Consider the following 19,450-nt stretch of genomic DNA (forward strand, 5'->3'; position numbering starts at 1 on the left):
TTAAACCTCCCACATCCGCTCCTCGAAATCGCTCCCCGGGAGATCCGCCGTGAACTGCCCGTAGGTCGGGTATCTCTCTCCTACCGACCCCTGCGGGCGGATCGTGAGAAAGAACCCGATCTGGTTCTCCCCCTCGCATCCCAGCTCCCGGAACGGAATTCCCAGCTCCAGCACCTTGTGAAAGGCGGCCTTGAACGCGTCCGGCATCGTTGGGGCAGGTTTTTCGGACAGGACCTCTCCGATCGCCCCGATGGCACACCGGACTGCCTTCTCCGCGGGATACAGCAGGAGGTGGACTTTCCGGTTCTTCCCCGGGAACAGGAACTCCAGCTCCACGGGATTTGCGGGCGGCTCGAAGATGCGATGGTGCAGATCGATCCGCAAATACAGGGTCGACTCGTCGAATCCGTAATGGAGACAGGTCATCGCGGCGGTTCCGGACCTGTGCATCGTCCCGAACTCGGGAGCCGGAACATATCGGGTCGCAATGCTCCATTCGAAATAGGAGGTGAGCTTCCCGTTGATCCGCGGCCGGATATATCCCCTGGGACTGGGAAGAAAATTCTTCACGGAGGGGATCTTGTCCGGGCGCACGATCGGGATGTCGAGCGAATCCGGCGCAGTTTCGCCCAGCTCCCGGTATGCCGCCTTGATCCGTTTCCGGAAGAGACGGTCGAATTCCGGTCCGTGCGGGGTGAAATGCTCCTCCCCGTACCACCAGCACCAGTCCGACCCTTCCGCCACGAGCAGATGTTCGCGCGCCGCGGCGAGCGACTCCGGCAGCTCGATCCCGGACCGCTTCGCCTTTTCGTAGTGCCGCTGCCAGAGGGCCCGGGCCCGGGAAAGCATGTCCCAGGCCTCATGGTCCTCCCGGTGGCCGATCCAGATGGAGAAAGTCCCGTCGATCCAGGACCCGGTCGGAATCCCGGGAAGCGGCTCCGGCTCGCCGCTCCGCTCGATCGCCTCCGTCACGGGGATGCACTCGATGGCCGGCGAAAGGGATCCGAGGCGGTCCATCAGCGCCGAGAGGAACGCCTCCCCGGAGTCCGGGAAATACTCCCAGGCATTCTCCCCGTCCAGGATGACCGGCACGACGTAGGACTCCTTGCGGGAAGCATAATCGATGGATGATAATTTACTATATATCTTGCTGATTATGTTGACGAAATTGTTTGCTGCGTCCACCGGGCCCCAGCGGGAATACTCGAACCCGATCAGGTCGGAGAGGTGGTGGTCGCGAAACAGGAGCGAAATCTCCCCCGACGGCGTGGAGGCGGCGTAGGGCCGGTAGAGCCAACCCGGATCCTGGGGAACTCCATCGAAATCGCGGTACACCGCTTTTCCTGTCGCCTTCGCCAGCAGGATCTCATCCGTCGCCGCCCACCGGTATCCCATGCCGGCCGCCAGTTCCATCGCCGCCGGATTGATCGACCCTTCCGGCGGCCACAGCCCGGCCGGGTCGCGCCCGAAGAAGCCGCGGAACACCTCCCTCCCCTTCCGTAACTGCTCCAGCGCATCCTCGGGGTAGGAAAACGGGAGGGAAGGAAGCTGCGCCCCGGGAAGCGCGTCCTGCGCCGCCCTGCTGTCGATCAGCAGGGGAAGGATCGGGTGATACATGGGGGAAGAGGAAAGTTCGCCGCCGTCCTGCCCGACCAGCCGCCGGTATTCCGGGATGACCGACCCCATGATCTCGATCTGCCGGTCGAGCACAAGGGTCTTCTCCCTCTCGGTGAACCCTCCTTCTTTCCGGTAGAGGCGTGCAAGCTCCCCGTCCTCCTCCCGATGGAGCGGGTGGATCCAGGCCAGGTTGAACAGTGTCGCAAGGTCCGTGTATTCCGACGCCCCGAACCCTCCGGGGGTGGCCCCCCTCCCGACCGCGCGTATCGCCGCATCCCGCCGGTTAAACAGCTCGGCGTACCGGGGATGGGGAAGGATCATGGTTCCCGGGTTTGCGGAGAAGAAGTTTCTCAACAGAAACAACTCCTCTTCGCGTGTCAGGTCGAGGGCGTTTTTCCGGGAAACGGACAGGAAGAGGTCCTCGGCCCCATGCTCCACGTAATCGCGCACCTGCACGAGCAGGGACGGGACGAGGTTGAAGGTGTGCCGGACCTTCGGAAATCTCCGGAAGATCCTCGGGAGGGCGACGTAATCCTTGACCGCATGGAGGCGGACCCAGGGGAGGATGTAGGCGTCCGTCTCCGGGTCCTTGTAGTACGGCTGGTGCATGTGCCAGAGAAAGCAGAGACGGAGCTTCACCTGCAGCCCTTCCGTCCGCTACCCGGCCTGGGAAAGTCGGACCTCGATATACTCCCGCATGGGGGAATCCGGGTTCTCCTGGAGGATCCGGCGTAATACCTCGGCGGCTTCCGCCTTCTTCCCCATGCCGGCCAGCATGCGAGCCTCCCCCATCCATGGCTGGGTCCGAAGCTCCCCCTTCGCGTGGGAGGCGGCGTCCCGGTAGGCGGCGAGCGCACCGTGGATGTCCCCCTTCGCCTCGAGAGCCTGGGCCAACCCTTCCCGCGCCAGGAATTCCATCACGGTGTCCTGTTTCTGATAAAGGCCGATGGCGGACCGGAACTGCGCGGCGCTCACCTCGTACTCCCCGCGGAGGTAGGCGATGCTCCCGAGGTAGTAGCGTGCGAAGACGGTGGTCTTGGCTCCGGGGTGCATGTTGACGTAACCATTCAGGAATTGCTCGAGGCGGATCAGCTTCTCCGGGTCCACCTCCCGCGGGTTCTGCACCAGCTCTCTCGCCCGGTTCAGGTGGGGCCAAAGGTCCTTGGCCGCCTTCTGGTCCTGCCAGAGGAGGTAGGCGCGGGTGCCGAGTACACCCGCGAGGGCCAGCACGACGACGACGACCGCGGCGACCATCTTCCCCCGGTTCTCGCGGGCCCATGCGGTGCCCTTTCCCAGGGTCGAGATGAACTCGTCGGGCCCCTTCAGGTCCTTCCGGGTGTACCTGATCTTTTCGGCCATCCGGTCCGGCCTCCCTCGGTCGCGTTCGTGTGCGAGTGCGATCGGGTATTGTATCCCAGCGGAGTGTCCCGATCTATATGGAAAGCGAATTCCTGAAGTGGGGGGGCCGCAGCCGCGGAATCAGCCCCGGAGATCCCCGAGCGACTGCCGGACGACCTGGCCCAGCGACTCCCGGATCTCCGCCGCCGAGAGCTGTTCCATCTCCTGGACCTTCAGGTCGCAGCCGAGCGCCTCGACCCTTTTCTGGAAAAGCCGGAAGGTGTTCTCCCCCAGCCCGAAATTCGTGAAGGTCTTCCCCATGATGGCCAGGACCACGCGGGCCTCCGCCCCCCGGGTGTAGTCGGAGACGGCGAGCAGCCCCTCGAGGGAGCTGGAAACCTCGTCCTTGAGGAACGCGATGATTCCGATCGGCCTCGGGGCGAGGGCGTACCAGAGCGGAGAGGTGGACCGGATGTAGGGAAACGCGTAGAGGCGGAGGCTGGAGCCCTCCCCGATCTTGAGCTTGCCGAACATTCCGATCGGAGCCCCCTCCTTCCGCCGCAGGGAGAAGAACGTCGTGTCGACCTCGAACTCCCGGAACTGCCCCAACGCGAGAACGACCCCCTCCAGGAGCGCCGGGTCGGGGAGGAAGAACACGACGCGCCCGACATGGCTCTCGGAAAATCCCCCCCTCTCCTCCATCCGGGTCCGCAGGCGGGCCAGGTCGTCCGGCGGCAGGAACTCGCTCTTGGGCGGGAGGGCCTCGAAGGGCCCGATCCGCAGTACGCCCCGCTTTTTCAGGTCGAGCAGCGTCTCGTAGACCACGAGGTCCGGGTAGCTGCAGTTGTTCACGATATCCCCGACCCGGGTGCAGAACTCCGCGAGGAGAAGCACCTCCCGCACGGCGCCGACCCCTCCGGATACCTCGCGGACGTTCGGGACCAGCAGGACCGAATCGTTCGGGGAGGGAAGTTCGGCGCTCAGGTTCCGGATCTCGTCGAAGTGCCGCAGCCCCTCCATGATCGCCTGCTGGCTCGAGGTGTGGATCGTCCTGCGGATCTCCACCGTTCCCGGAACGAACCGGAACTTCCCCTCCTTCAGGGAGATCAGGCGGTAGAGGGCCTTCTCTCCGAAGATGTTCTGGGTCACCGCCGAGACGATCTCCCCCCGCTCGATGTAGACCGATCCGGCCATCCCCTCCCCTTCCACCTGGATCACGCCGCTTTTCACGTTCAGCGAGAGCATCTGCCAGAGGTCGGGGAGGAAGATCTGAGAGAGGCTCCCGCTGATCTCCGAGTCGCCCGCGAAGGGGTCCTCGGTGGCGTCCCGGTAGAGGGCACGCTGGATCCGGAGGATCACCTCTTCGCCGTGGAAGGGCCTGCGGATGAAATCGTCCGTCCCGGCCCGGAAGCCGGGGATGCTCTTTTCCGTGTCGCTGATGAAAAAGATGGGGATCGCCTTCGTGTTCGGGTTCGTGCGCAGGATCTGGACGAGCCGCTCCGGGCCCAGCACGGGGAGGCCCATGTCGACGAGGAGGATGTCGGGCTTCCGCAGGAGCGTCTCGGCCAGCGCCTTGCTCCCGTCGCCCGCTTCGACCACCTCGAACCCCTTCTCCCGGAGCAGCGCGGCCAGGTATTTCCGGGAGGAATCTCCCGGGTCGGCCAGCAGCACCTGCTTCGTCGCCGTGGTCACCTGCATCCGGTTTTCCCCTCGCACCGTGGCTGTCCCCGGGGGCGCCTAGAAGTTTCCCTGGAGGTGGTAGAGAGTCTGGACCTTCTCCATCATCGAGTCGACCAGGACCTCGTCGGTCGTGTTGAATCCGAAGACCTCGTCGCCGTGCTCCTCCGTGAAAAGCCCGTAGGAGCCGTTCTCCTTCAGGAACAGGAGGATCGACCGGGCGGTCAGACGGTCGTCCTCCGCCGTCACGTAGAGGAGATTCTTCGCGTCGAACCGGGTGCTTCCTCCCCGCCCCACGATGTAGATGTTCCTCCCCGGCCCTCCCTGTGTTCCGAAGGAGAAGAAGATCTGCTTGTAGATCTCGGGGCGAGGCCCCGCCGCGATGACGAGCCCCCGGCTGCCGTTCAGAAACGCCATGTCCTGCGCAATCGACTCCAGCATGCGGAGGTAGGTCAGCCGGTCGAGAAAGAGGTGCCCGTTCCGTCCCAGGAGCCGGCGGATCCTCGCGAAGTAGGGAACCTCCTTCCCCTTCCGGAGCAGGTCGTAGTACTCCCGCTTCCCCACGAGTGCGTCGAAGGAGTTCCACAGCGATTTTTCCGCCAGGTGCATCCGGTGGTAGGGACTCTTCCGCTGCTGCTGATATTTCTCCTCGCAGCAGCGCCACAGCTCCCGGAGCTCCTTTCCGTCCCTCGGAAAGGTCGCGGTCATGAAGAACGGCTCGAAGGCGTAGTCGGCCCCGTGGTGCTGGATCCTCCCCTTCTCCCGGATCGCCCTCCGGAGCCGGCGGGCCGCCAGCAGCGCTCCGAAGGAGTCGGTCTCCGGAAGGACCACGCAGAACCGGTTCGCCTCCACGCGGGCGATCAGGTCGGAATCCCGCAGCACCTTGCCGGCCGCGGCGACCATCTCGGTCAGCCCCGCGGCGACCATGCTCTCCCGGGTCTGCTCCATGAGAGCGGAGTAGTTCTCCAGGACGATGAAGACCAGGGAGAGCGGCCGGCGGAACCTCCCCGCCTTGTACCGCTCCTTCTGGAAATAGTCGGTGAGAAAGGCCATCGAGTAGGCCCGCGTCTCCGGGTCCCTCAGGGAAACCTTCTCCATCCGGGTCAGCCGGTGCACGTTCCTCCAGGAGGCGGCGGCGTACCCCCCGATGATCTTCGAGACGTAGAGATCCCGCTCCCGGAACGACTTCCGGTCGGTTTTCGCGCCCAGCTTCACCATTCCGATCGGCTTCTCGCGGTGCATCAGCGGAACGTAGAGATGCTGCTCCGTCCTCGATCCGGTCCGGCTGTTCCCGGCAACCTGCGCATCCTCGAAGAACGGGTCGCCCAGCAGCGCCTTTTCCGCGAACCCGCTCTGGGACAGGAAGAAGCGCGATCCTTCCCGGTCGATGGCGATCAGCCCCCGCACGGAGGCGATCATCATCTCGTCTGAGTCCGTGGAGGAGGCGAGCCAGATGACGCAGCTCTCCACTCCCAGCTCGTGGGAAAAGGTCTCCGTGATGTGGGATAACAGCTTCTCCTCGTCCTGGGAGGACATGATCTTCAGGCATTGCTGGTAGAGGGAGGCCAGCGAGTAGTACTCGACGCTCTCGGAGAGAAGGCGGACCGTGACGGCCGGGTCCTCCCCCTCCTGGGATTTGGTCCAGGCCACCCATCGGGCCACCTCCTGGAGAGGCGGCTCCGACCGGAAGAGGAACACGGGGGGGGACGACTCCGACTTCCCGCGGATCGATTCGATCAGCGCGCGTTGCTCGCAGTCGAGGGAGGCCACGACGGCGTCGTACCGCGACAGGTCGGCCTGATCCGAGCAGATCTGGCCGGAGGTGCGGAACTCGAACTCCACGGGGTTCCCGAATGCCATGAGGCGCAGCTCCCGGGAGGGATCCGCCTCCTCCTGGACGACCAGTATCCGGGAAACGTCCACGGCTGGCCGCTCACATCTTGTACTTGCTGTAGTCTTCCGGGTCCATCTTCTCCAGCAGCTCCGACCACTTGTCCTTTTCCCCCTCGGCCCCCGCCGGGGAGTCCGTCTTCAGCGCCTTCTCGAGCACCTGGTCCCGGACCATGATCGGGACCCCCATCCGCACGGCGATCGCGATCGCGTCGCTGGGCCGGGAATCGACGACGACCGGCTTCCCCCCCGCCTCCATGTGGAGGGCGGCGTAGTAGGTGTTCTCCCGGATGTCGGTGACCTCGATCCGGAGCAGGCGCACCCCGATCTGCTCGAGCAGATTCTTGAACAGGTCGTGGGTCATCGGGCGGGGGAAGGAAAGCTTCTCGAGGGCGACTGCGATCGAGTTCGCCTCGAGGATCCCGATCCAGATCGGGAGAGTGTTCAGGTTCTCCTTGTCCCTCAGAATCACGATCGGAGACTGGGTGACCGGGTCGATCGTGATCCCGATGACGCGCATTTCCCTAACCATATGCGCCTCCTTCCACTCCCGAAAGGGTGTGGGTTCCGGCGCTCCGAATCTCGACGCGGCGGAACAGCCCGTTCCCCCCGGGATCCGGGGTGAAGTTCACGGTCTTGTAGCAGGATGTGCGGCCGCAGAGGCGGGAAGGATCCTTCGCGCTGTTCCCCTCCACGAGCACTTCCGTTACCGTCCCCACGACCCGACCGAGGCGCTCCCGGGTGTGTCTCGCCTGGAGTTCCTGGAGCCTGTTCAGCCGCTCCCCCGCCATGGCGGCCGTTGCGGCCCCGTCCATCCGCGCCGCCCGTGTCCCGGGGCGGGGTGAAAACCGGAAGGAAAAGGCGGAATCGTACCGGACCTCCTCCATCGCTTCGAGGGTCCGGGCGAAATCCTCCTCGGTCTCGCCGGGGAACCCCACGATGAAATCGGACGAGAAGGCGATCCCGGGTCTGGCCATGCGCAGGGCGTCGATCTTCCCGAGGTACTCCTTCCGCGTGTATCCCCTTCCCATGCCGGCGAGAACACGGTCCGACCCCGACTGGAGGGGGAGGTGGACATGCGGGCAAAGGGCCTCGATCTCCGAGAAAAGCCCGATCGTCTCCGCATCGAGGTCCCGGGGGTGGGACGTGATGAACCGGATTCTGCGGACACCGGGAACCCGGGAGATCCTCCGGAGCAGTTCCGGGAAGCCGACCCCCCCTTCCTTCCTTCCGTAGGAGTTCACGTTCTGCCCCAGCAGCAGCACCTCGGGAATCCCCCGCTCCGCCAGTTTTCCCACTTCCGCGAGCACGTCGGCCGGGGGGCGGCTGATCTCCGGACCTCGCACGAAGGGAACGATGCAGTATGCGCAGTAGTTTTCGCACCCCTGCATGATGGTCACCATGGCGCTCGCGGTCCCTTTCGCGTGGTACGGAAGGACCTCCCAGTGCCCGGTGTCTCCGGTAAGATCCACCGCCACGGGAGATTCCCGCCGTTCGGCCGAACGGACCAGTTCGGGCAGCCGGGCGATATTGTGCGTCCCGAATACTATATCGACATGCGGAGCCTTTTCCTTGAGGGTTTTCCCTTCCTGCTGGGCCAGACAGCCCCCCACGGCGATCAGGCGTCCGGGACGGCTCCCCTTCCAACGGCGAAGCCGGCCGAGTGCGCTGTAGATCTTCCGGTCCGCCTTCTCCCGGATGCTGCAGCTGTTCAGCAGCACGAGGTCGGCTTCGGAAAGGACCCGGGTGGCCTCGTATTTCTCCGCAATCATGAGGGAAACGATGCGGGCCGAATCGACCTCGTTCATCTGGCAGCCGAAGGTTTCGATGTAGACTTTCCGGGACATGGCATTCCATTATAGCATCGGCCCGGCCGGTGGGAAGCCGGCGGAAAGCAGTCCGCCCGGAGACGCCGTTCAGACGGCGGCGGTCATCCTCTCTCCCCGGATGACGACCCGGGAAGGGTCGATCTCCTCCCGGAGGAGCCGAAGCTCCTCCTCCGTGGGAGGCGGGATTTCCAGAACATCCGGGGAGATCCGGGGGGCGAAGCCCATGTCGCGGGTCACCTCCTCGACCGGAATCCCCCGAAGAACGCCGAGCAGGGTCATCTCGCAGGAATCCTTGTCGAAGCCGAAGAGCGCCTTGGAGGTGACGACCCGGTAGGGGCCGGTTTCCGCGGGAAGCCCCGCCTTCTCCCTGGCGCCCGGCCCGGTGAGGTACCCCGGGGAGGTCAGGAACTCCACCCGGGGAACGAACCGGCGCCCCTCGTGCTTGATGACGATGATCGTTCTCCAGCAGTGGGAAGCGACCTGGTTTCCCCCCCCGCTTCCGGCGAACCGCCGGTGCGGTCTTTCGTAGGAGCCGCCGAGGTAGGTGGAATTGATGTTCCCGTAGGGGTCGACCTGGAGCGCGCCCAGCATCCCGTAGTCCATGTAGCCGGACGCGGAGTAGGCGAAGGCCCAGTTCATGTTCAGCCATTGCAGCGACCGGTAGGTGTTCTGGGGCCCCCCCATCGTTCCCCGGACGAACGGAAGGATCGACTGCGGCCCGATCGCCCCGAACTCGAAGAGCTGGATCACGTTGGGGACGTAGAGCTTCTGGGCGAGGATCGCCACGATCTGCGGGATCCCCCAGCCGACGAAGAACGACTTCCCGTCCTCGAGGAGCCTCGCCCCCTGCGCGATCATGAACTCCGTGTCGGTGAACTCTACCGTCCGCGCCATCACCGCCCTCCTCTCATTCCCCCCGCATCGCCGCGGGTCCCCGCTGGCCGGGGCCGCGGTCGACGGCGCAGCAGCCGCAGGAGGGGGGATGAGCGGAGATAAAAAGAATGATCCGCGGGCGGAGGGCGGGCGAAGCGAAGCCCCCCTCCGAGGCGGCGAAGCCGGCGGCTGGGGCTCACCGGTACCCCTCGACGATGGTGGCGGCTTCCCGGAGCTCCCGCATCCGCGCCGCCCCGACGCGCTTGTCGAGGAACTCGTCGTGGTCGGCGACGCTGTAGACGCACTCCTCGAGGTAGGCCTGCATCTGCTCCTCGGTGCGGATCCCGTTCAGCCGGTCGACGTGGGGGAGGTCGATCTCGTACCGGGCCGGCATCGCCCCCGGGTAGGCGCCGAAGGGGGCGTGGACGACCGCGTCCACGAGGAAGTAGGGGATGGTGGTCCGCATCGGGTCCTTCCGGAACTCGTCGGGATCGACGATCTCCTCCGCGGAGACGATGACCCGTTTCGACGCCATTGCCGCCTCGAGGGCGAACAGGTTCGTACCGAAGATCCGGCAGTCGCCGAACCGGTCGGCCTGGTGCGCATGGAGAAAGGCGACGTCGGGGTTGAGCGCCGGAACCAGCGCGACCGGAAGCCCGGTATAGGGGTCCTCGATGACTTTCGCGGCCGAGACGGCCAGGTTGTCCGAGCCAAGCAGGTCCCGGGTCGGAAGGAACGGCACCCCGCGTGCCCCCGCGAGGATCCGCAGGGCGAGGCCGCCGTTGGTCCAGTCGTAGACCTTGAGCCGGCCGTCGCAGACCGCCTGTCCGATGTAGCTCCCGTACCCGAGGAACCCGACGTCGATCCGGGTCGCGCATCCCGCGCCGGTCAGCAGGGCCGACTCGTGGAGGGTGAACTCCGCCCCGATCCAGAGATCCCTCTTCCGCTGCCGGATCACCTCCCGGATCAGCGACTGGGGGCCCCGGGTCAGGCTGGAGAAGTCGTACACGATGTAGTCGCCGTCCGCCACGAATTCGGAGACCGCCTCCCGGGCCGTGCGGAGCTTCGGCTCCGGCTTCCGGCTCCTTCGGTCGCGGACATGCCTGCGGAAATCGTCCGGGTGCTCGAACCGGTACTCGACCTCTCCCTCCCTCCGGATCCTCACTTCCCCCTCCCCCGCTTCCCCGACCCTTTCGATTCCGCCTCGAGGAAACGGTGCTCGAACCGGTGGTCGATCACCTTCTCGGCGACCGTGTAGGGATCCCGCTTCTTCTCGGCGATGTCCCGGACGAGCGACTCGAGGAGGCCGTGGCCGCGCAGATCCGCGACCGCCTTCTCGAACAGCTTCTTCCGGAGGATCTCGTGGAGCTCCACCTCCGCCTTCCCGAGACGGTAGCGGGACAGGTTCTCCTCGCGGGAGACATGGTTCCGGTGACGCTCCACCTCCTCCATGAGCGCCTCCACCCCGATCCCCTCCGGGGCGACGGTCGGCAGGACCGTCGGCCTCCAGTCCCCCTCCCCGTAGTCGTTCATGGAGACCATCGTCTCGAGCTCCCGGCGCGTCTTGTCGGCCCCGTCGCGGTCGGCCTTGTTCACGACGAAGATGTCCGCGATCTCGAGGATCCCCGCCTTCATCGCCTGGATGTCGTCGCCCAGCCCCGGGACCACCAGGACCAGGTTCGTGTGCGCCACCTTGACGATCTCGACCTCGTCCTGCCCCACCCCCACCGTCTCGATGAGGATGACCTCCTTGCCCATCGCGTCCATCACGTTCACGATGTCGATGGTGGACTTGGAGAGGCCGCCCATGTGGCCCCGCGTGGCGAGGCTCCGGATGAAGACGTCGTCGTCGAGCGCGTGCTTCTGCATCCGGATCCGGTCGCCCAGGATCGCGCCCCCGGTGAAGGGGCTCGTCGGGTCGATCGCGACGATCCCGATCGTCTTCCCCTGCTGCCGGAAGTGCCCGGCGAGGCAGTCGACCAGGGTCGATTTCCCTGCGCCCGGCGCCCCGGTGACTCCCAGGATGTAGGCCCTTCCCGTGTGGCGGTAGAGCCGCTTCAGGGCGCGGTGGGCGGCGGGGATCTCGTCGTCGAGATCCCGCATCAGGCGGGCGGCCGCCTGGACGTTCCCTGCGAGGATCTCCTTCACCGCGACGGTCATCGGCCGACTATCCCCGGATGAGGCGCCGCGCGATGATCAGCCGCTGCACCTCGGAGGTTCCCTCCCCGATCTCGCAAAGCTTCGCGTCCCGCATGTAGCGCTCGACGGGGTATTCCCGGGTGTACCCGTATCCCCCGAAGATCTGCACCGCCTTGATCGTCGCCCGCATCGCCGCCTCCGATGCGAAGAGCTTGGCCATGGCCGCCTCCTGGGCGTAAGGCTTCCCCCGGTCCTTCAGGTAGGCCGCCCGCATCGTCATCAGGTCGGCAGCCTCCAGCTCGGTGACCGCGTCCGCGACCATCCACTGGATCGCCTGGAAGCTTGCGATCGGCTGGCCGAACTGCTGCCGCTCCTTCGCGTAGGCGATCGCCTCCTCCATCGCCCCGAGCCCGATCCCCGCGGCGAGCGCGGCGATCGAGATCCGCCCCCCCGCGAGGTTGCGCATCGTGTCCCGGAATCCGGAGTTCACCTCTCCGATCACGCTCCCGGGCCGGACCTCGAGATCCTCGAAGACCAGCTCCGCGGTGTCCGACGAGCGCATCCCCAGCTTGTGGAGCGTCTTCCCCGTGGAGAGCCCCGGGGTTCCCGCCTCCACGAGGAAGGCGGTGACCCCGTCCCGTCCCTTTCCCTTGTCGGTCACCGCCAGGATCACATAGACGCTGCCGACTTTTCCATGGGTAATGAACATCTTGCTGCCGTGGATCACCCACCGGTCGCCTTTCCACTCCGCGCGGGTCCGCATGTTCAGGGAATCGGACCCGGACCCGGGCTCGGTGAGCGCCCAGGCCCCGAGCATCCTGCCGGAAGCCAGCTCCGGGAGGTACTTCTTCCGGATCGCCTCCGAGCCGAAGGAGAGGATGTGGGCGGTGCAGAGGGAGTTGTGGGCGGCGACGGTGAGCCCCAGGGAGCCGTCCCCCTTGCCGATCTCCTCCACCGCGATCGAGTAGCTGATCGTGTCCATCCCGGACCCGCCGTACTCCTCGGGGACCATGACCCCCAGGAGCCCCAGCTCCCCGAGCCGGGCCACCGTGGCGGACGGGAACTCCCCCTCCTCGTCCCACCGGCGGGCATGGGGGCGGACCTCCTTCTCGACGAAGGATCGGACCGTCTCCCGGAGCGCCCGGTGCTCCGGTTTCAGCTCGAAATCCATGGGTCCCCTGCGTCAGGCCGGCACGAAGTAGACGTCGGTCGGTTTGAGTTGCGAGTTCCGGCGGAACTTCGCCCGGATCTTCATCCCGATCCTGATGTCCTCCGGGTTCTCGACCCCGATCAGGCGGGCGAGGAGCAGCGTGTCGGCGCCGTCGAACTCCACCAGGACCAGGTGGAACGGGGTCTCCTTCAGGAATGCCTCGCTGCCGAAGAAGCAGGTGGTGAAGGTGTGGACCCTCCCCTCCTGGGGAAGCTCCACCCAGTCGGTCTCCTTGCCGCAGTTCGCGCAGTGGAGCCGGGGGGTGGCGTAGGTGTACCGGCAGCCGCCGCAGCGGGTGCCCAGGAGCCTCTTGTTCGCGAGTCCCGCGAAGAAGGGGGAGTCCTGGCCGTACGAGTGGAGGTACTCGACGGTATACGGATGCTTGATCACGATCGGGGACATCTTCTTCAGGTCGGAGAGATCCCTCGGGAAGGGGACGTTGAAGACCGTCGTTCCCGTCATCACCTCCTCGATCTTCGCGTTCCGGTCGTAGGACGGCGTCCTTCCCGGATTCTTCGTCTTCCTGGCCATCTCTACCACCCCCGTTCCAGGATCGACACGGTGACGTAGGTCCCCGTGCCGGCATGGCTGTGGATCAGACCGCGATCCGCCTTTTTCAACTGCAGTTCCCCCGAGCCGAAGTGCTGCCGGATCCTCCCCTGGATCTGCCAGAAGGCGAACACGGCCTGCATGAGCCCGGTCGCCCCCACGGGGTGCCCGCAGGCGATCAGCCCCCCGGAGGGGTTGATCGGGATCGTCCCCTTCTTCTTCAGCTTCAGGCCGTAGTCGATCTGCGGCAGGAAGGGATGCCCCTCCTCGACGAACGTTCCGCCGTCTCCGTACTTGCAGAGCGCCAGGTCCTCGTAGGTCTGGATCTCCGACGAGGTGTAGGCGTCGTGCAGCTCGATGAAGTCGATCTCCCGGATCGGGTCCTTGATGCCGGCCATCTTGTAGGCCTGCAGCCCCGCGGATCGCCCCGCCCGGAAGGAGTGGACGCCGGGGTACTTCAGCTTCCCGTAGTCGCTCTCCTTTTCGTTGGGCGCCAGGATGACCTTCCCGTGCGGACGGTCGGCGAAGCGCATGAAATCGGTCCCCGTGCCGACCCCGCTGATCCGGACCGGCTTGTCGGTGAGCTTGAAGGCCGTCTCCTCGTCGGTCAGGATGCAGACCGCCGCCCCGTCCGACATCACGCAGATGTCCAGCAGCGTCAGCGGGTAGGCGACCATCTGGGAGTCGCGCACATCCTGGATCGTGAGCTTCCGCCGCTTCTGGGCGTACGGGTTGTAGCAGGCGTTCCTGTGATTCTTCACCGACACCATCGCCATCTGCTCTACCGTGGTGCCGAACTCGTGCATGTGCCGGTTCACCATCATCGCGTAGTACCCCGAGTAGAAACCGCCGACGGGGTAGTCGAAGTTCGTGTCCGAGGCGTGCGCGATGAACTCGTTCCCCTTCCAGGTCTGGACCCGGGACATCGTCTCGAATCCGAAGACCACGCAGCAGTTCATCCGTCCCGAGGCCACCGCCTCCCACCCCGACTGGAAGGACAGCCCCCCGGTGGCGCCGCCGCCTTCCACCCGCTTGTTCGGCTTGGGGCAGAGACCGAGGTAGTCGGTCGCCATGATCCCCGCCATCAGCTGCCGAGTGAAGTGATCCGAGAAGTAGGAGGCGACCGAGCCGTCGATCGTCTCCCGCTTGAGCTTCGGAAGGTCGCCGTAGGCGTAGTCGAACGCCTCCTTGACCATCTTCTGGAAGGTCGCGTCCGGACGCGCCTTCTCGAACTTGCTGACTCCGCCCGATACCATGTAGACCGGTCTCACGATACCCTCCCCCGCTGATGTGGTGTCCGCATCCCGAACCCTTCCCGTCAGGCCCTCGGCCGGACCTTGTCGTTTACGTACGAAATGATCTCCGACAGGGGGGTCCCCGGCGTGAACACCCGGTCCACCCCCTTCTTCCGCAGACCCGGGATGTCGTCGTCGGGGATGATCCCTCCGCCGAAGACCACGACGTTTCTCATCTTCTTTTCCCGGAGCAGCTCCACCACCTTCGGGAAGAGGTAGTTGTGGGCACCGGAAAGGATCGACAGCCCGATCGCATCCACATCCTCCTGCACGGCGGCGTTCACGATCATCTCCGGCGTCTGGTGGAGTCCCGTGTAGATCACCTCGAACCCGGCGTCGCGCAGCGCCCGTGCGATGATCTTCGCCCCCCGGTCGTGACCGTCCAGCCCCGGCTTTCCGACCAGGATCCGCACCTTCCGTTTCGGTTTTCCGCTTCCCCTCTTCGTCCGCGTGAGAGCGCTCGCCATGGTTTCCCCCCTGGTTTGGATCAGAACATCGCCGGGTCGGAATAGGTCCCCAGGGTCTCCCGGAACGCGTCGCAGATCTCCCCCAGGGTCACGTATTCCCGCACGGCTTCCAGAATCACCGGCATCAGGTTCTCCGTGGAGCGGGATGCGTCCTTCAGCCGATCCAGGCACTGTCCGGCACGCTTCCCGTTTCGTTTCCTTCGGACCTCCCGCGTGCGGGCCACCTGCTTCCGTTCGACCTCCGGGTCGATCTTGAGCAGGGGGATGGGAGTCTCTCCTTCCATCGTGTAGCAGTTGACCCCCACGACCTTCTTCTCCCCCTTTTCCAGGAGCCGCTGGTAGTGGTAGGAGGCGTCGATGATCTCCCGCTGGGGGTACCCCTTCTTGACCGCCTCGACCATCCCCCCGAGATCGTCGATCTTTTGGATGTAGGCCATCGCTTTCTCTTCCATCCCGTTCGTGAGCCTCTCGACCAGGAAGGAGCCCCCGAGGGGGTCGATCGCGTTCGCCACCCCGGACTCCTCGGCCAGGATCTGCTGGGTCCGCAGGGCGATCGTCACCGCCTGCTCCGACGGAAGCGCCAGCGTCTCGTCCATCGAGTTCGTGTGGAGCGACTGGGTCCCTCCGAGCACGCCCATCAGCCCCTGCAGCGCAACCCGGACGACGTTGTTGAAGGGCTGCTGGGCGGTCAGCGTCACCCCGGCGGTCTGGGTGTGGAACCTGAGCTTCCAGGAGTTCTCGTCCTTCGCCCGGAACCGCTCCCGCATGATCCTCGCCCACATCCGGCGCGCCGCGCGGTACTTCGCGATCTCCTCGAAGAAGTCCATGTGGGCGTTGAAGAAATAGGAAAGCCGGGGAGCGAACTTGTCCACGGGGATTCCGGCTTCGATCCCCGCCTGCACGTAGGCGATCCCGTCGGCGATCGTGAAGGCCAGCTCCTGGACGGCGGTGGATCCCGCCTCGCGGATGTGGTAGCCGCTGATGCTGATGGTGTTCCAGCGGGGGACGTGATCGGCGCAGTAGGCCATGATGTCGGTGATGATCCGCATCGAGGGATCGGGGGGGAAGATCCAGGAGTGCTGGGCGATATACTCCTTCAGGATGTCGTTCTGGATCGTCCCGCCGATCTTCTTGGGGGAGACCCCCTGCTTCTCGGCCACCGCGATGTACATCGCCAGGAGGATCGCGGCGGGGGCGTTGATCGTCATCGAGGTGGTGACCCGGTCCAGCGGGATCCGGTGGAAGAGGATCTCCATGTCCTTCAGGGAATCGACCGCCACGCCGCAGACGCCGACCTCTCCGCGGGCCCGCGGATGATCCGAGTCGTACCCCATCAGCGTGGGGAAGTGGAAGGCGGTGGAGAGCCCGGTCTGCCCTTCCTTCAGAAGGTAGCGGAATCTCGCGTTGGTGTCCTCGGCGGATCCGTAGCCTGCGAACTGCCGCATGGTCCAGAGGCGCCCGCGGTACATGGAGGGCTGGACCCCCCGGGTGTACGGGTACTCCCCGGGGAAGGACAGATCCTTCAGGTAGTCGAAGGTCCCGAGGTCGTCCGGGCCGTACAGCGGTGCGATCTCCTCGTCGGAGACGGTGGAAAATCTCGAAAGGCGCTCCGGGGATTTTCCCAGAACGGGGGAGAGCGTCTCCTTCTCCCACCGCTTCCGCCGCTGTGATGCGCTCCCCATCTTCTTCCGGTCGTACACGGCATCCCCCTCCTTATCGCTCCACCCCTACGCGGGCGTCGACTCCCTTCGCGTAGTAGTGCTTCACTTCCCGCATCTCCGTGACCAGGTCGGCCAGCTCCAGGAACTCGGGGGGCGCCCCCCTTCCGGTCAGCAGGATCTCCATCCCTTCCGGCTTCCTCCGCAGCAGGTCGACGACCTCCCCGACGGGAAGGAGCCCGAAATCGACCGCGCAGTTGATCTCGTCGAGGACCACGATGTCGGCGCGCTTCCCGAGGATCGCCTGCCTGGCGAGCTCCCATCCCTCCCGGGCCAGGCGGACATCCTCCGGGTCCGGGTTTCCGCGGTTGACGAAGGTGTCCCTCCCCGCCTGGTGGATCTCGACGTAGGGGGAAAGCATCTCCACCCCTTTGAGCTCTCCGTAGTCGATCCACCCTTTCATGAACTGGATGATGACGGTCCTGAGGCCGTGCCCGGCGGCCCTCAGGGAGAGCCCCAGCGCGGCGGTCGTCTTCCCCTTGCCGTTCCCGGTGTAGACCTGGATGTACCCTTTGCCGATGGCGCCCGCGGTCATGCGCCGTGTCTCCCCAGCAGGTCCCGCGCGACGACGATCCGCTGGATCTCGGAGGTCCCCTCGTAGATGGTAGCCACCTTGATGTCCCGCAGGTGACGCTCCAACGGGTAATCCCGGATATACCCGTATCCGCCCAGGATCTGGACCGCCTTGTGGCATGCCCGGTTCCCCGCCTCCGTGGCGAAGACCTTCGCCATCGAGGCCTCCCGGCCGAACGGCTGCCCCCGCTCCTTCCTGTAGGCCGCACGGCAGATCAACAGCCACGAGGCGTCGACCTCCGTGGCGGAATCGGCGAGCATGAACTGGATCGCCTGGAACTCCGAGATCGGCTGCCCGAACTGCTTCCGCTCCTTCGCATAGGCCGCCGCCGAATCGAGCGCGGCGCGGGCGATTCCGACGGCCTGGGCGGCGATCCCGATCCGGCCGCCGTCGAGCGCGCTCATCGCGATCCGGAACCCCTCCCCCGGGCTTCCCAGCATGGCCTTGTCCGGCACCCGGCAATCCTCCAGGGCAAGCGACACGGTGGCGGAGCCTTTCAGCCCCATCTTCCGCTCCGGCTTGCCGACGGTCAGCCCCTTCGCTCCCCCCTCCACGAGGAAGGCGCTGATCTCCTTCCGGTCCCCCTTCCCGGTCACCGCCATGACGATCGTCACGGCCGCCCGGTCCCCGTTCGTGATGAAGACCTTGTTCCCGTTCAGCACGAAGGAGTCTCCGTCCCGCACCGCCGTCGTGGAGATCGCCTGCGCGTCGGACCCGGCCTCCGGCTCGGTCAGCGCGAAGGCGCCGATTCCGTCCGTCGCGGAGGCAAGCGCCGGGAGATATCGATTCCGCTGCTCCTCGTTCCCGAACCGCCAGATCGTCTCCCCCACCATGCTGCTGACCGCCAGGATGACCGCCGTGGAGGCGCAGCCGGAGGCGATCTCCGACAGCGCCAGGCTGTAGGCCACGGCGCCGGTCTCCGATCCACCGTACTCCGCGGGGAAGAGCATCCCCATCAGCCCGAGCTCGGCCAGCTTCCGGATGTTCTCTTCCGGGAACCGCGCCGACTCGTCGACTTCCGCCGCCCCGGGGGCGAACTCCTTCCGGGCGAGGGACCGGACCATTTCCCGGATCTGGGACTGCTCTTCCGTCAGGGTGAAGTCCACGGCATCCTCAGTCCTTCAGCAGCGCGGAGGCGATCACCATCCGCTGCACCTCGGAGGTCCCCTCGTAGATCTCGGTGATCTTCGCGTCCCGGAAGTGCCTCTCCGCGGGGTATTCCTTGATGTACCCGTACCCCCCGTGGATCTGGATCCCCTTGACGCCCGCGCGCATGGCCGTCTCGGAGGCGTAGAGCTTCGCCATGGAGGACTCCTTCGAATGGCGGGCCTTCCGGTCCTTGAGCCACGCGGCGCGGTAGATCAGCATCCTCGCCGCCTCGATCTCGGTGGCCATGTCGGCGAGCATCCACTGGATCGCCTGGAAGTTCGCGATCGGCTGTCCGAACTGCTTCCGCTCCTTTGCGTAGGCGAGCGCATCCTCCAGGGAAGCGCGGGCGATCCCGACCGCCTGGGCGGCGATCCCGATCCGCCCTCCGTCCAGGGTGTGCATGGCGACCTTGAACCCGTCCCCATCCTGCCCCAGCCGGTTCTCCACCGGGATCTTCACGTCCTCGAGGATGATCGAGGCGGTAGCCGATGCGTTAATTCCCATTTTTTTCTCATTTTTTCCAACGGTTACACCCTCGTATTTCATGTCCAGGATGAAGGCTGTGATCCCTTTGTGTTTCTTCTCCCGGTCGGTCATCGCGAAGAGGACGCAGCTGTCGGCCTGGGGGGCGTTCGTGATGAAGTTCTTGGTTCCGTTCACCACGTAGTGCTCGCCGTTGCGGACGGCGGTCGTCTTCTGGGACCCGGCGTCGGACCCGGCGCCGGGCTCCGTCAGGCCGAAGCATCCCAGCTTCTTCCCCGAGGCAAGAGGTGTGAGGTACTTCTCCTTCTGCTCCTCGGTGCCGAACCTGAGGATCGGGTCGCAGGCCAGGGAGTTGTTCACCGACAGGATCACGCCGGTCGAGGCGCAGGCTCTCGAGATCTCCTCCATCGCGATGGCGTAGCAGATATTGTCCATCCCCGCGCCGCCGTACTCCTCCGGCACGGCGACCCCCATCAGCCCGAGCTCCGCCATCTGGCGGACAAGCTCCTCGGGGTAGCGGCCGGTCTCGTCGAGTTCGGCGGCCTTCGGCAGGACCTCCTTCTGCGCGAAGGTCCGCGCCATGTCCTGGATCATCTGCTGTTCTTCGGTCAGGTCGAAGACCATGGTTCCCCCATCCTTCGA

17 protein-coding genes are annotated in these 19,450 nt (G+C 65.6%); all 17 read right to left on the reverse strand.

Translation table 11 applies throughout. The annotated features are described in order from the left end of the window. Positions 1 to 2,256 carry a hypothetical protein gene (locus A2X88_03365; protein OGP34938.1) on the reverse strand — a complete coding sequence of 752 codons (2,256 nt, stop codon included), beginning with the start codon at positions 2,254 to 2,256 and terminating at the stop codon, positions 1 to 3. Positions 2,257 to 2,274: 18 nt separating this feature from the next. Next, a complete protein-coding gene (locus tag A2X88_03370; protein ID OGP34939.1) occupies positions 2,275 to 2,976 on the reverse strand; it encodes a hypothetical protein in 702 nt (233 codons plus the stop codon). A 120-nt stretch (positions 2,977 to 3,096) separates the two neighbouring features. Continuing rightward, the gene (locus A2X88_03375) at positions 3,097 to 4,653 is read right to left on the reverse strand and encodes a hypothetical protein (GenBank protein ID OGP34940.1); all 1,557 of its coding nucleotides are present in this window, start codon (positions 4,651 to 4,653) and stop codon (positions 3,097 to 3,099) included. 39 nt (positions 4,654 to 4,692) lie between these two features. Beyond that, the gene (locus tag A2X88_03380; GenBank protein OGP34941.1) at positions 4,693 to 6,555 is read right to left on the reverse strand and encodes a hypothetical protein; all 1,863 of its coding nucleotides are present in this window, start codon (positions 6,553 to 6,555) and stop codon (positions 4,693 to 4,695) included. A gap of 10 nt (positions 6,556 to 6,565) precedes the next feature. Beyond that, complete coding sequence (locus A2X88_03385) at positions 6,566 to 7,054, reverse strand: hypothetical protein (GenBank protein OGP34942.1); 489 nt, start codon at positions 7,052 to 7,054, stop codon at positions 6,566 to 6,568. Next, positions 7,047 to 8,369: a tRNA (N6-isopentenyl adenosine(37)-C2)-methylthiotransferase MiaB gene (locus A2X88_03390; protein ID OGP34943.1), complete on the reverse strand. Its 1,323-nt coding sequence runs from the start codon at positions 8,367 to 8,369 to the stop codon at positions 7,047 to 7,049. The genes A2X88_03385 and A2X88_03390 overlap by 8 nt, the downstream gene beginning before the upstream one ends. Before the next feature lie 69 nt (positions 8,370 to 8,438). Next, complete coding sequence (locus tag A2X88_03395) at positions 8,439 to 9,245, reverse strand: CoA-transferase (protein OGP34944.1); 807 nt, start codon at positions 9,243 to 9,245, stop codon at positions 8,439 to 8,441. A 175-nt stretch (positions 9,246 to 9,420) separates the two neighbouring features. After that, complete coding sequence (locus tag A2X88_03400) at positions 9,421 to 10,389, reverse strand: CoA-transferase (protein OGP34945.1); 969 nt, start codon at positions 10,387 to 10,389, stop codon at positions 9,421 to 9,423. After that, positions 10,386 to 11,384, reverse strand: a complete 999-nt coding sequence (locus A2X88_03405) for a GTPase (GenBank protein ID OGP34946.1) — start codon at positions 11,382 to 11,384, stop codon at positions 10,386 to 10,388. The genes A2X88_03400 and A2X88_03405 overlap by 4 nt, the downstream gene beginning before the upstream one ends. Positions 11,385 to 11,391: 7 nt before the next feature. Continuing rightward, positions 11,392 to 12,534 carry an acyl-CoA dehydrogenase gene (locus tag A2X88_03410; GenBank protein OGP34947.1) on the reverse strand — a complete coding sequence of 381 codons (1,143 nt, stop codon included), beginning with the start codon at positions 12,532 to 12,534 and terminating at the stop codon, positions 11,392 to 11,394. A 12-nt stretch (positions 12,535 to 12,546) separates the two neighbouring features. Further along, positions 12,547 to 12,975, reverse strand: coding sequence for a nucleotide-binding protein (locus A2X88_03415; GenBank protein ID OGP34958.1), 429 nt, complete (start codon positions 12,973 to 12,975; stop codon positions 12,547 to 12,549). Positions 12,976 to 13,106: 131 nt separating this feature from the next. Then, entirely contained in the window at positions 13,107 to 14,393 is a 1,287-nt protein-coding gene (locus A2X88_03420) for an acetyl-CoA acetyltransferase (GenBank protein OGP34948.1), read from the reverse strand. A 47-nt stretch (positions 14,394 to 14,440) separates the two neighbouring features. Continuing rightward, positions 14,441 to 14,884 (reverse strand): methylmalonyl-CoA mutase, encoded by a 444-nt coding sequence (locus tag A2X88_03425; protein OGP34949.1) that lies wholly within the window; start codon positions 14,882 to 14,884, stop codon positions 14,441 to 14,443. A 20-nt stretch (positions 14,885 to 14,904) separates the two neighbouring features. Then, positions 14,905 to 16,584 (reverse strand): methylmalonyl-CoA mutase, encoded by a 1,680-nt coding sequence (locus tag A2X88_03430; protein ID OGP34950.1) that lies wholly within the window; start codon positions 16,582 to 16,584, stop codon positions 14,905 to 14,907. Positions 16,585 to 16,597: 13 nt separating this feature from the next. Continuing rightward, complete coding sequence (locus A2X88_03435; protein OGP34951.1) at positions 16,598 to 17,137, reverse strand: cob(I)yrinic acid a,c-diamide adenosyltransferase; 540 nt, start codon at positions 17,135 to 17,137, stop codon at positions 16,598 to 16,600. Continuing rightward, the gene (locus A2X88_03440) at positions 17,134 to 18,282 is read right to left on the reverse strand and encodes an acyl-CoA dehydrogenase (GenBank protein ID OGP34952.1); all 1,149 of its coding nucleotides are present in this window, start codon (positions 18,280 to 18,282) and stop codon (positions 17,134 to 17,136) included. Before A2X88_03440 ends, A2X88_03435 begins: the two co-directional genes overlap by 4 nt. Positions 18,283 to 18,289: 7 nt before the next feature. Continuing rightward, positions 18,290 to 19,432, reverse strand: a complete 1,143-nt coding sequence (locus A2X88_03445; GenBank protein ID OGP34953.1) for an acyl-CoA dehydrogenase — start codon at positions 19,430 to 19,432, stop codon at positions 18,290 to 18,292. Positions 19,433 to 19,450: the final 18 nt, after the last annotated feature.

This window comes from Deltaproteobacteria bacterium GWC2_65_14 (assembly GCA_001797615.1).
Classification (GTDB): Bacteria; Desulfobacterota; Deferrimicrobia; order Deferrimicrobiales; family Deferrimicrobiaceae; genus GWC2-65-14.